Source organism: Microbacter sp. GSS18, assembly GCA_029319145.1.
Taxonomy (GTDB): Bacteria; Actinomycetota; Actinomycetes; order Actinomycetales; family Microbacteriaceae; genus Microbacterium.
The window spans coordinates 3260745-3273471 of the sequence record CP119753.1; the positions used below are offsets into that span (position 1 = coordinate 3260745).

Here is a 12727-nt window from a genome sequence, read left to right on the forward strand (position 1 = left end):
CAGAGTGGAGGGATGCCGTCCGCGCTCCTCGACCTCGTCCCGACCGGTGCCGAGCCCGATGACGTCTACCTCGGCTTCGTCGAGTGGGCAGGCGAGCAGGGGCTGACGCTCTACCCCGCGCAGGACGAGGCGGTCATCGAGATCGTCTCGGGGGCGAACGTGATCCTGTCCACCCCCACCGGGACCGGCAAGTCGCTCGTGGCGATCGCCGCCCACGCCGCGGCGCTCGCCCGCGGCGGGGTGACGTTCTACACCGCTCCGATCAAGGCGCTGGTGAGCGAGAAGTTCTTCGCCCTCGTCGACGTGTTCGGCGCCGACAACGTCGGCATGGTCACGGGCGACTCGTCGGTCAATCCGGACGCCCCGATCATCTGCTGCACCGCCGAGATCCTCGCCAACCTGGCGCTGCGCGAAGGGGCCGACGCCGACATCGACCAGGTCGTGATGGACGAGTTCCACTACTACGGCGACCCCGATCGCGGGTGGGCGTGGCAGATCCCGCTCCTGCTCCTGCCGAAGGCGCAGTTCGTGCTGATGTCGGCCACGCTCGGCGACGTCACCGACATCGCCGACGACCTCAAGCGCCGCACCGGCCGCGAGACGGCGCTCGTGACCGGCGTCGAGCGTCCGGTGCCGCTGCACTTCTCCTACGAGCGGCGGCCGATCCACGAGGTCGTCCAGAGCCTGCTCGACGAGCGCGAGGCGCCGGTCTACATCGTCCACTTCTCGCAGGCTGCCGCGATGGAGCGGGCGCAGGCGCTGTCGAGCATCCGCCTCGTCACGCGCGAGCAGCGCGACGCGATCGCCGAGGCGATCGGCGGCTTCCGGTTCACCACGGCGTTCGGGCGCACGCTGTCGCGGTACGTGCGCGCGGGGATCGGCGTGCACCACGCCGGAATGCTGCCGCGCTACCGGCGCCTGGTCGAGACGCTCGCCCAGCGCGGGCTGCTCAAGGTCATCTGCGGCACCGACACGCTCGGCGTCGGCATCAACGTGCCGATCCGCACCGTCCTCATCACGGCTCTGTCGAAGTACGACGGCACGCGGATGCGGCAGTTGAGCGCCCGCGAGTTCCATCAGGTCGCCGGGCGCGCGGGCCGAGCCGGCTACGACACCTACGGCAACGTCGTCGTGATGGCCCCGGAGTGGGAGATCGAGAACGAGGCCGCGCTGCGCAAGGCCGGCGACGACCCGGCCAAGCGAAAGAAGATCGTGCGCAAGAAGGCGCCGACCGGAGTCGTGAACTGGGGCCTGGGTTCGTTCGAGAGGCTCGTCGATGCGCAGCCCGAGCCGCTCACGCCGCACCTGGAGCTCACGGCCGCGATGCTCATCAACGTCATCGGGCGGGGCGGCGACGCGTTCTCGAACGTGCGGTCGCTCGTGTTCGACAACCACCAGCCGCGCGCCGAGAAGTACGCGCTCGCGCGGCGGGCGCTGGCGATCTTCCGAACCCTCGTGGCCGCCGGCGTCGTGGAGGCGACCTCGGACGGAAGCATCCGCCTCACCGTCGACCTGCAGCCGAACTTCGCGCTCAACCAGCCGCTGTCGCCGTTCGCGCTCGCCGCGATCGAGCTGCTCGACCCCGAGGACACCCCGGGCGCGGCGGGCACGGGCCATTACGCGCTCGACGTCGTGAGCGTCATCGAGGCGACGCTCGACGACCCGCGCGCGATCCTGTCGCAGCAGGAGTTCAAGGCGCGCGGCGAGGCGGTCGCCGCCATGAAGCAGGAGGGGCTGGACTACGACGAGCGCATGGAGGCGCTCGAGGAGATCACGTATCCCAAGCCCCTCGAGGATCTCCTCGGGCAGGCCTACGAGGTGTTCGCGTCGAGCCAGCCGTGGGTGCGCGACTTCGAGCTGTCGCCGAAGTCGGTGGTGCGCGACATGTTCGAGCGCGCGATGTCGTTCGCCGAGCTGGTGTCGTGGTACCAGCTCGCCCGCAGCGAGGGACTCGTGCTGCGCTACCTCAGCGACGCGTACCGCGCGATCCGGCAGACCGTTCCCGCCGAGGCGCAGACGAACGAGCTCATCGACGTCATCGAGTGGCTCGGCGAGCTCGTGCGCCAGGTCGACTCGAGCCTCGTGGACGAGTGGGCGTCGCTGGTGAACCCCGTCGACGTGCCGGACGCCGTCGTGGTTCCGCCGGCTCCGCCCTCGGTGCTGACGAACCGGCGCGCGTTCCTGGTGCTCGTGCGCAACGAGCTGTTCCGCCGCGTGCAGCTGGCCGCGCTGCAGCGCGACGACGAACTCGTGGAGCTGGACCCCGACGTGGACTGGCCCGCCGCCCTCGATCGCTACTTCGAGGAGCACGACGAGATCCTCACCGGCGGCCCGGCGCGCTCGCCGCGGCTCGTCGACGTGGACGAGGCGGAGGCCGCGGCATCCGGCCTCTGGAAGGTCGAGCAGACGATCGACGACCCCGCCGGCGACCACGACTGGCGCATCCGCGGCGAGGTGGACCTCGCAGCCTCCGAGGAGGCCGGCACCGCGGTGGTGCGGATCACCGAGGTGCTGCGCCTCTGACACGGGATCCGTCCGGGCTCCCGGCTGAGGTGTCATGTCCCACTTCTGGTCGCCTGGGCGCCCGTGACGGGGTCATTTCTGGGACACGTCCCCGCGGGGCTGAGGTGTCATGTCCCACTTCTGGTCGCCTGGGCGCCCGTGACGCGGTCATTTCTGGGACACGTCCCCGCGGGGCTGAGGTGTCATGTCCCACTTCTGGTCGCCTGGGCGCCCGTGACGCGGTCATTTCTGGGACACGTCCCCGCGGGGCTGAGGTGTCATGTCCCACTTCTGGTCGCCTGGGCGGCGTGCGAGCGGCCAGAAGTGGGACACGGATGCGGTGGGGGACGGATGCCTAATCGGCTGAGCCGATTAAGTTGGCCTGATTTACCCGTTTGCGCGAGGTAATGCGTCGGGCGGACCATGAACCAACGGCAGAGCAGCCGATTGGGAAGGTGCCATCGATGAAGACGAACCTCGAACCGCACGTGCTGACGCTGGGGACCGCCGGCGGACCGCGCTGGTGGACCGGCGAGAACGCCGGGCGACGCAGCGGCATCGCGACCGCCGTCATGGTCGGCGATGCGGCGTACCTCGTCGACGCCGGCACGGGCGTCGGGCGGCAGCTGCAGCGCGCCGGTGTCGAGATCCCCTCGCTGCGGGCGATCTTCCTGACGCATCTGCACTCCGACCACACGATCGACCTCGGCAGCCTCGCCGTCTTCGGCATGTTCACGCTGCCCGCCGGGCACCGCCCGATCCGCATCATCGGCCCCGGCGACCGCGGGGTGCTTCCTCCCGTCTCGCCGCTGGCGACCACGCGGCCCCAGCCGCTGAACCCCGCGTCGCCGACCCCGGGAACGAGCGAGATGTTCGAGCTGCTGCTGCGGGCGCACGCGACCGACCTCAACGACCGCATCCTCGACGCGCTGCGCCCTTCGCCGGCGGCGCACTTCCAGGCATCCGACATCGCGATCCCGGCCTCGAGCGGGTACCACCCGAACGACAACCCGACACCCGCCGGCATGGCGCCGTTCGAGATCTACCGCGACGACCTCGTGACCGTCACCGCGACACTCGTCGCGCACCCGCCGATCGCCCCGGCCTTCGCGTTCCGCTTCGACACGGCCGAGGGCTCGGTCACGATCTCGGGCGACACCGCGCCGTGCGAGAACCTCGTGACCCTCGCAGCGGGCACCGACCTGCTGCTGCACGAGGCGATCGACTTCGACTGGGTCGAGCGCGCCTACGGCCACATCGACAGCGACGAGGCGCGCGCGTCGATCTCGCACCACCGCCGCTCGCACACCTCGCCCGCGCAGGCGATCGAGATCGCCGAGCGCGCCGGCGCCCGCACCCTCGCCCTGCACCACCTGGTGCCGGGCACCACGCCCGACGCGGTGTGGCACTCCCACGCGCCCCTGTTCGACGGCACGTTCCTCGTGCCCGACGACCTGGACCGCATCCCCTTCTCCACTCCCCCGCAGCCGGGCATCGACCCGGCGGCATCCATCAACGAAGATGAAATGGCGGTTGCACGATGACGAGCACCATGGACCCTCACACCTCAGGCACCACCGAGAGCGGCAAGATCGCCGTTCCCAGCCTGAACACGCCCGCGATGCGGCGCATCCTCGCGTCGAGCTTCATCGGCAGCGCGATCGAGTTCTACGACTTCATCCTCTACGCCACCGCCGCGTCGCTGGTGTTCAACAAGGTGTTCTTCGTCGATCTCGCGCCGGGCGTGGCGATCTTCGCATCGTTCGCGACGCTCGCGGTCGGCTACCTCGCCCGCCCCATCGGCGGCATCGTGTTCGGTCACTTCGGTGACCGGATCGGCCGCAAGGGCGTGCTGATCATCTCGATGGTGATGATGGGCGTCGCCACCACCCTCATCGGCCTGCTGCCGCCGACCGCCGCCATCGGCATGCTCGCGCCGATCGTGCTCATCCTGCTGCGCATCGTGCAGGGCATCGCCGTCGGCGGCGAATGGGGCGGCGCCATGCTGATGGCGCTCGAGCACGCACCCAAGGAGCGCCGCGGCTTCGCGGCCAGCTTCGCCAACATGGGCGGTCCCGCGGGCGCGGTCATGGCGACCCTCGCGGTGTCGGCTGTGTCGGTGCTGCCCGAGGAGCAGTTCCTCGCGTGGGGCTGGCGCCTGCCGTTCCTCGCGAGCGTCATCCTCGTCGGCGTGGGCCTGGTCATCCGGCTGAAGGTGTCGGAGTCGCCGCTGTTCGTCGCCCTCGAAGAGAAGGCCGAGCGCGCGAAGATGCCGCTCATCGAGGTCTTCGCGAAGTACCCGCGCCGCGTCCTGCTGGGCACCCTGGCCGGCATGAGCTCCTACACCGTGCAGGGTCTCATGACGGTGTGGGCCATCGCGATCGTCGTCGACGAGATGGGCGTGAGCCGCACCGGTGTGCTGAACATCAAGGCGATCGGGGCCCTCCTGACCGTGATCGCGGTGTGGTTCGCCGCTCGCGCCTCCGACCGCTTCGGCCGCCGTCCCGTCATGGCCTTCGGCATCATCGCCGGTATCGTGCTGGCCTACCCGATGATCTGGCTGCTCGGCCTCGGCGAGCTGTGGGCGTTCGCGATCGCGCTCTTCCTCGCGAACGGCGTGGTGCAGGGCTCGATCTTCGGCCCGTTCGGCGCCTTCACCGCCGAGCTCTTCCCGACCCGGATGCGCTACACCGGCGCGTCGCTGGTCTACCAGCTGTCCTCGACCATCGGCGCCGGCTTCACGCCGATGATCGCCAGCGCCCTGGTGCTGCTCGCGGGGGGCGAGCTGTGGCTGGTGGCGGTGTGCTGGGCGGGTGCGTTCGTCGTCGCCCTGATCGCCCTGCTGGCCCTCCGCGAGGGTCGCACGCAGGACCTCACGCAGCGCGACTTCTGACACCCGCGCGGCTCACCGGCCCGCCGCCTCCTCACCGGGGCGGCGGGCCTCGCCGCGTCCGTGCCGCGTGCAGAACTCGATGAGGGCGCGCAATCGCAGGCTCGGCCGCTGCGCGCTCGTCGTGGCGAGGCAGATGTCGCTGCGGCCGATCGGCCCGTCGATCTCGACGGCGACCACGGCGCCGCCGTCGTACGTCATGTCCGTGGGCGGCCGCTGCACGAGCACGGTGTAGCCGAGCCCCCGGCCCACCATGCCGCGCACCGCCTCGAAGCTCGACGAGCGCCACTGCACGCGCGGCTCGAGCCCCGATTCGCGCAGGTTCGCCAGCTGGTTGTCGCGCACGGAGGGCACGTCGAGCTGCACGTAATCGTCGCCGGCCATCTCGGACAGCGCCACCGACGGCCGGTCGGCGAACCGGTGGTCCGCGGGCAGCAGCAGGTAGGGGCGGCCGGGTGCGACGACGTGCGCGTCGACGTCCGGCAGGACATGCCGCGTGTGCGTGAGCACGGCGTCCAGCCGCCCTTCGAGCATCCGCTGCTGGAGCTCGCCGGCGTCCCCCTCCTCGACGGTCATCTCCAGCCGCGGATGCGCGCGGATGAAGTCGGCACTGATCGCGGGGATCCAGAAGGGCGCGAGCGATGTGTAGCAGCCGAGCGACAGCGGCCCCGCCACCTCGGTCTGGCGCTCGGTCGCGCGGTCCTGGATGTCCGCGGCGTGCCGGACCAGCGCCCGTGCGTCGACCAGGAACGCGCTTCCGGATGCCGTGAGCGCGACGCCCTTCGACCGGCGCCGCACGAGCAGCTGGGCGTCGACGATCCGCTCGAGCTCGCCGAGCGCCTGCGACAGTGCCGCGGTCGAGACGTGGAGGCGCTCGGCCGCGGCGGAGATCGAGCCGGCGTCCGCGACGGCGACGAAGTACTCGACCTGCCGGAGCGTGTACGACACCACGGGGCCAGGGTAGCCCCGTCGGGACCGGCGTCTAGGGTGGCGCCATGACCACGTGGCTGGCGTTCCTGCGCGCGATCAATCTCGGGCCGACGCGGAAGTTCCCCAAGGACGACATCCGACGCGTGGTCGAGGGCGCCGGGTTCGGCGCCGTCGAGACGCACATCAACACCGGCAACGTCCGGTTCGATACCGGGATGCGGTCCCGGCCGCGCGTCGAGCACAAGCTCGAGGCGGCGTTCCTGGCCGATCGCGGATTCGACGTGCCGACGGTCTCCTTCACGGCCGCGGAGTTCGCGCGCGTCACCGCCGGGGCGGCGGAGCTGAGCGCGGAGCATCCGGGCCTGGTGCGTCACTACGTGTACCTGATGAAGGACGAGCTCACCGCCGAGCGGGCTGCCGAGGTCGAGGCCCTCACCTCCGACGTCGGCAGCATGGTGGTCCGCGGCCGCGCCGCCCACGCCCTCATGGGCGAGGGCTACCAGGGCGGGCAGGTCGATCCGCTCGGCGCCGCGCCGCTGCTGGGCGTCGCCACCAACCGGAACGTCAACGTCGTGACCGCGATCGCGGCGAAGTGGTGCTGATCGGATCGGGCCTTTGGGGCTCGCCGGAGAAGATCCACCCCACGGGTGAGCCGGGCGGGACTAGCGTGGGGTCGTGGACGTGAACGACCCGCTCCCTGACCGTCCGGCGCCGGACAATCCGCACGGAAAGCTCGTGCTCCTGCGGCACGGCGAGACGGCCTGGTCCAAGGCGGGAAAGCACACCGGGCTCACCGACATTCCGCTGACGGCCCACGGGGAGGAGCTCGCGCGCGGGGCCGGCGACCTGGTCCGCGACTACGACTTCTCGCTCGTGCTGAGCTCGCCGCTCGAGCGCGCCCGGCGAACCGCCGAGCTCGCCGGGCTCGACGCCGAGATCGACCCGCTCCTCGTCGAGTGGGACTACGGGGGGTACGAGGGACGGACCACCAAGGAGATCCGCGCGGAGCTCGGCTACAACTGGACGACCTTCACGCATGGCGTCGTCCGCGGAGAGACGCCGGGCGAGACGGTCGAAGAGGTCGCCGCGCGGGCGTCGCGCGTGCTCACGCGCGTGCTGCCGGCGATGGTCTCGGGCGATGTGGCGCTCGTCGCCCACGGGCATCTGCTGCGGATCCTGACCGCGGTCTTCCTCCGCCAGGCCCCGCGGTTCGGCGCGATGATCACCCTCGACGCCGGCTCGGTGTCGGTGCTCGGCTTCTACCGCGAGCAGCCGGCGATCCTGGCCTGGAACCACGGGCCGGAGCTCCCGCTCGTGCCCTCGGAGTCCTGACGCTCCGTCCTCCCCAGCGGGAGGTGCGGCGGATGCCGTCCACAGGCGGATCCCGCGTCGTGGGCCCGGGCTACAGTGGGGCGGGTGACCAGCCCGTCGGATCCGTACGCAGACCTCGCGTGGGACCCGGACGCCTACGCGCCGCCGGACGACGCCTACGCCCCGCCGCCGGACGAATGGGCACCGCCGCCCGACGGCTGGATGCCGCCGCCGGACCCGGGCGACGCGTCCGCTCCCGCCGCCGACACCGGCAGCCCACGACGCGACTTCGCCGGATCGGACGCCCGAGCGGTGCTGCACGAGGTCTACGGCTACGACGCGTTCCGCGGAGATCAGGCCGCGATCGTCGACCACGTCGTCGGCGGCGGGGATGCCGTCGTCCTGATGCCCACGGGCGGCGGCAAGAGCGTCTGCTACCAGGTCCCGGCCCTCGTGCGGCCGGGAACGGGCCTGGTCGTCAGCCCGCTGATCGCGCTCATGCACGACCAGGTCGACGCCCTCGTGGCCAACGGCGTGCGCGCGGCGTACCTCAACTCGACGCAGCTGGCCGATGAGCGGCAGTCCGTCGAGCGCGCCTACCTCGCGGGCGAGCTCGACCTGCTCTACGTCGCTCCCGAGCGGCTCAACACCGAGCCGATGCTGCGCTTCCTCGAGAAGGGGCGGCTCAGCGTCATCGCGATCGACGAGGCGCACTGCGTGAGCCAGTGGGGCCACGACTTCCGGCCCGACTACCTGGCGCTCGGCGACCTCGCCGACCGGTTCCCGGGCGTGCCGCGGCTCGCGCTGACGGCGACGGCGACGCCGGCGACCCACAAGGAGATCACCGAGCGCCTGCGGATGCCGAGAGCCGAGCACTTCGTCTCGAGCTTCGACCGGCCGAACATCCAGTACCGCATCGAGGCGAAGTCCGATCCCCGGCGCCAGCTCGCCGCGTTCATCAAGGCGCAGCCGGCGGGTTCCGCGGGCATCGTGTACGCCCTCAGCCGCAAGTCCGTCGAGCAGACCGCCCAGTACCTGCAGACGCAGGGGCTCGACGCCCTTCCCTATCACGCGGGCCTCGACGCCTCGGTGCGCTCGAAGCACCAGTCGCGGTTCCTGCGCGAGGACGGCGTGGTGATGGTCGCCACGATCGCCTTCGGCATGGGCATCGACAAGCCCGACGTCCGGTTCGTCGCGCACATCGACCTGCCGAAATCGGTCGAGGGCTACTACCAGGAGACCGGGCGCGCCGGGCGGGACGGCGATCCGGCCGTGGCGTGGATGGCGTACGGCCTGGGCGACGTCGTCCAGCAGCGCCGCATGATCGACCAGTCGCCGGGCGACCGCGGCTACAAGATCCGGCTCGGCCAGCACCTCGACGCGATGCTGGCCCTGTGCGAGACGGTCGGATGCCGCAGGCAGAACCTGCTCGGCTACTTCGGCGAGCCGTCCCAGCCGTGCGGCAACTGCGACACGTGCCTCGAGGCGCCCGAGACGTGGGATGGGCTCATCCCGGCGCAGAAGCTGCTGTCGACGATCGTGCGCCTTCAGCGCGAGCGCGGGCAGTCCTTCGGCGCCGGCCACCTCATCGACATCCTGCGGGGGGCCTCGACCGACCGCATCCGCCAGCAGAGCCACGACACGCTCTCGACCTACGGTCTCGGCGCCGACCTGTCGGAGCAGGACTGGCGCAGCGTCGTGCGGCAGCTGCTCGCCCGCGGCATCCTCGTCGCGCGCGGCGAGTACGGGACGCTGGCATTGGGCGACCCCGCGGCAGGCGTACTGAGGGGCGAGACCCCGGTGCCGCTGCGCCGCGACGTCCTCGGACGCACGGGCGGCGCACCGCGCCAGCGCAAGGTCTCGGCATCCGAATCCCTCGCCGACGGCGACCGCGGACTGTTCGAGGCGCTGCGCGAGTGGCGCGCAGGCGTCGCGAAGGACCTCGGCGTGCCCGCCTACATCGTCTTCGGAGACGCGACGCTCCGGGCGCTCGCCGAGCACCGCCCGGAGAACCTCGGCGACCTCGACGGCATCACCGGCATCGGCGCCAAGAAGCGCGAGGCCTACGGCGAGGCCGTCATCGAGGTCGTCGCGGCGGCGGGGTGACCTCTCAGGCCTCGATCGCCTCCTTGTAGAACGCGAGCATCTTGGCGAGGTCCTCATCGCCCTTCCACGCCATGAGGTCCTCCAGCCGCGCCCAACCCGGGACCTTGCTGGAGACCTCGGCGGTCTGGACGAGCTTGGTGCCGCCGTCCTCGGGCTCGAGGGTGCAGATCCATGTCACGCCCGTCGACGTGTGGTCCACGATCTTCTCGTCGGGGACGAACTCCTCACGGGTCGTCGTCGCGTGGAAGGGGATCATCATCACGCGGGACTCCCACTCGTAGACCGAGCCGACGCCGTCATCCTGCGCCATCTCCATCTTCGTGATGTGTCCCGCATCGCCGGCCCGGAACGTGCCGTTCATGGCTGCGTAGAAGTTCTCCGGCATCTTGACGTGCGCGAACACACGCTCGACGGGAGCGTCGACGTGCACGTGGCTTGTGTGGGTGACCGTTGTCATCGCAATCAACCGCCTTTCGTTCGGTTCCCAACCGATCGCCGACGGCGTCGCCACCTGCGGACCTGCCCGCAGGTCCCTCGATTCCAGGGTAGGCGCGCCCCGCGGGGTGTCGAGTGCCATTCGTCCCGCAGCCGCACCGTGGGATGGCGATGGTGCACCGGGTCCGCGTGCCGTCCACAGGGTCCGGGGCCCGGCGCCGGCGAACCCCGCCGGGCCGATAGGGTTCCCTGGTGAGCTGGGGTGACGGAGTCGAGCACGGCGGCGCGGTGGACGCCCTCGACGATCCGCGGTCGGCGATCACCTCGACGGCCCCCGTCGCGTACGCGGGCACCTTCGCCCCGCGACAGCGTCGCAGGCGCGGCCCGCTCGTGTGGATCATCGTCGGAGTCCTCGTCCTGGCCGGAGCGGTCGCCGGCGGCCTCGTGCACCTGGATGCGAGCAGATCGTTCGACGCCGCGCTCGAGCGGGTGGAGGCGGCGGCCGCCGCGCACTCCGCCGCGCAGGCGGATGCTGCCGACGCGATCGGCGACGGGACGCTTGCCGCAGATGCCGCGGCCTCGATCGTCGTCGCCGCCGCGGACTCACTCGTCGCGGCCGACGCGCGATCGAGCTTCGAGGATTCCGGCGCGAGGGTCGCAGCCACGGTCGCATCCGCCCAGCAGGTGGCCGCGGCCGACGTTCCCTCGGCCCCCGGACCGAGACCCGTGTGGACGTGGGAGCTCCTGGCAGCCACTCCGGTCCTCGACGACACCGCCGAGGCTCTCGCGGCGCAGACCGCCGAGCTCGCGACGGCCACCGCCGCCATCGACGACTCGCTGGCCGAGCTCACCGACAGCGGTCAGGCGCTGTCGTCCACCGTCGAAGCCTCGGCGGCCGCCCTCGAGGCAGCCAACATCTCGGCACGCTGGATCGTCGTGCTCGACTTCCGCGACGCCGCGGAGTTCGCCGCGTCGCGGGACCGGATCAGCACGGGTGCGGTGCTGGCGTTCGAGCGCTACGCCGCCGCGGCGGAGAACCTGCGGTCTTCGGCGCAGAGCGAACTGGCTGAGAAGGCCGGCCCGCTTCTGGACACCCGACTCGAGATCGAGGCGTACGCGCGCTCGATCTCGGGAGGCGTCGTGCTCGACTTCGACTGGGCGCCCCTGGTCAACGGTCTCGGCGGCGTGTACGGCATGAGCGGCACCGCCACGTGGAACACCGCGCGCGGCGGGTCCTCCACGATCACGCTGTCGGACTCGGTCGCCCAGAACTGGCCGTCCGCCGATGCGATGGCGCTCGTCGCCCATGAGGTCGGCCACGCGATCACATCGAAGTGCAGCGACCTGTTCGACTCCGCCGACGAAACGGCGAACGAGCAGTGGGCGACGGCGTGGGCCATCAGCATGGGGCACAACGCCGAAGGAAACGGCGTGCAGGCCTACGGCTACCCGCCGCAGGAGATGATCGAGGTCGCCGCCACCTGCCGCTGACGCCCGAGCGTGCCGAACGGCGGGGGTCCTCGCCGACACGCCGCTCCGCGACGGCCGGATCCGGCGCGTCGCCCGCGATCCCCGCCATCGCACACGCCGACGGCCGTGACGGGGCAAGCTGGTGTCATGCGCGAGCTCGAGGAGGTCGCTCCGGGCGTCCTGGTCGCGACCAGCCGCGAGCAGCTGACGACCTCGACGGTGATCGTCGCCGGCGGCGAGGCGCTGCTGGTCGATCCGGCCTGGACGCCGGATGAGCTCGACGGGCTCGCCGCCGAGCTGACGCGGCGCGGCATCCGCGTCATCGGCGGCTTCTCGACGCACGCCCACCACGATCACCTGCTGTGGCATCCGGGATTCGGCAGCGTGCCGCGATGGGCGTCGGCGGCGACGGCACACCTTGCGCGCCAGGAGCGCAGGACGGCGATCGCCGCGCTCGGCCCCGGGTTCCCCGCCCCTCTCGTCGAGCTGGTCGGGAAGGTCCGGCCCGTCGGGGACGCGCTGCCTCGAGCCTCGGTTCCGCGGGGGTTCCACCCCCGACTGATCGTGCACGACGCGCATGCGCCCGGTCACACCGCGCTGTGGCTGCCCGACCAGCGGGTGCTCGTCGCCGGCGACATGCTGAGCGACGTCGAGCTGCCCCTGCCCTTCGACCCCGATGACATCTCCGCGTACCTCGTGGGGCTCGATCGACTGGCGGATGCCGCGGCCCGCGCGCGCGTCGTGATCCCGGGGCACGGCTCTCCGGGCGCGGATGCGATCGCGCGCCTGGATGCCGACCGCCGTTACCTCGACGATGCGCTGCACGGGCGGTCGTCGTCGGACCCTCGGCTGACCGGTCCGGGGATGGACGAGGTCGACGCGCGCGTGCGCCGGATCGCCCGCGAGGCGTAGCGACGACTCGGCGGCGGACCGTTACCGGTCCGGCCCGTCGTGCCTCCGCCGCGGCGGGCCGGATGACGCGCGCCGCGTCGCCCGCCCCTCCGCCGCGGCGGGCCGGATGACGCGCGCCGCGTCGCCCGCCTAGGCTGAGGTTCGGACGACGACGTCCGGAAGGGTCCGAGG

Annotated in this window: 10 protein-coding genes; 8 read left to right on the forward strand and 2 right to left on the reverse strand. The window is 71.6% G+C overall.

Translation table 11 applies throughout. The features are described 5' to 3' along the window. The first annotated feature begins 12 nt into the window (after nt 1-12). From P0L94_15090 to P0L94_15100, 3 genes are all read left to right on the forward strand, one after another. Nucleotides 13-2523: a DUF3516 domain-containing protein gene (locus P0L94_15090; protein ID WES63783.1), complete on the forward strand. Its 2511-nt coding sequence runs from the start codon at nt 13-15 to the stop codon at nt 2521-2523. Nucleotides 2524-2966: 443 nt separating this feature from the next. Further along, a complete protein-coding gene (locus P0L94_15095; GenBank protein WES63784.1) occupies nt 2967-4046 on the forward strand; it encodes an MBL fold metallo-hydrolase in 1080 nt (359 codons plus the stop codon). An 8-nt stretch (nt 4047-4054) separates the two neighbouring features. Beyond that, nucleotides 4055-5395, forward strand: coding sequence for an MFS transporter (locus P0L94_15100; GenBank protein ID WES63785.1), 1341 nt, complete (start codon nt 4055-4057; stop codon nt 5393-5395). A 12-nt stretch (nt 5396-5407) separates the two neighbouring features. Here the strand turns inward: P0L94_15100 and P0L94_15105 are convergent, their stop codons facing one another. Continuing rightward, nucleotides 5408-6343 (reverse strand): LysR substrate-binding domain-containing protein, encoded by a 936-nt coding sequence (locus P0L94_15105; GenBank protein ID WES63786.1) that lies wholly within the window; start codon nt 6341-6343, stop codon nt 5408-5410. Between the two features lie 44 nt (nt 6344-6387). Here P0L94_15105 and P0L94_15110 point away from each other — a divergent pair, with 44 nt between their 5' ends. From P0L94_15110 to recQ, 3 genes are all read left to right on the forward strand, one after another. Continuing rightward, entirely contained in the window at nt 6388-6924 is a 537-nt protein-coding gene (locus P0L94_15110) for a DUF1697 domain-containing protein (GenBank protein ID WES63787.1), read from the forward strand. Between the two features lie 73 nt (nt 6925-6997). Next, nucleotides 6998-7654, forward strand: coding sequence for a histidine phosphatase family protein (locus tag P0L94_15115; protein ID WES63788.1), 657 nt, complete (start codon nt 6998-7000; stop codon nt 7652-7654). Nucleotides 7655-7738: 84 nt separating this feature from the next. After that, entirely contained in the window at nt 7739-9739 is a 2001-nt protein-coding gene (gene recQ / locus P0L94_15120; protein WES63789.1) for a DNA helicase RecQ, read from the forward strand. A gap of 4 nt (nt 9740-9743) precedes the next feature. Here recQ and P0L94_15125 read toward each other — a convergent pair whose 3' ends face one another. Continuing rightward, nucleotides 9744-10196: a hypothetical protein gene (locus tag P0L94_15125; protein WES63790.1), complete on the reverse strand. Its 453-nt coding sequence runs from the start codon at nt 10194-10196 to the stop codon at nt 9744-9746. A 230-nt stretch (nt 10197-10426) separates the two neighbouring features. On the opposite strand from P0L94_15125, the gene P0L94_15130 reads away from it, so the two are divergent. Continuing rightward, the gene (locus P0L94_15130) at nt 10427-11665 is read left to right on the forward strand and encodes a hypothetical protein (GenBank protein ID WES63791.1); all 1239 of its coding nucleotides are present in this window, start codon (nt 10427-10429) and stop codon (nt 11663-11665) included. A gap of 126 nt (nt 11666-11791) precedes the next feature. Next, the gene (locus P0L94_15135) at nt 11792-12556 is read left to right on the forward strand and encodes an MBL fold metallo-hydrolase (GenBank protein WES63792.1); all 765 of its coding nucleotides are present in this window, start codon (nt 11792-11794) and stop codon (nt 12554-12556) included. Nucleotides 12557-12727 lie beyond the last annotated feature (171 nt).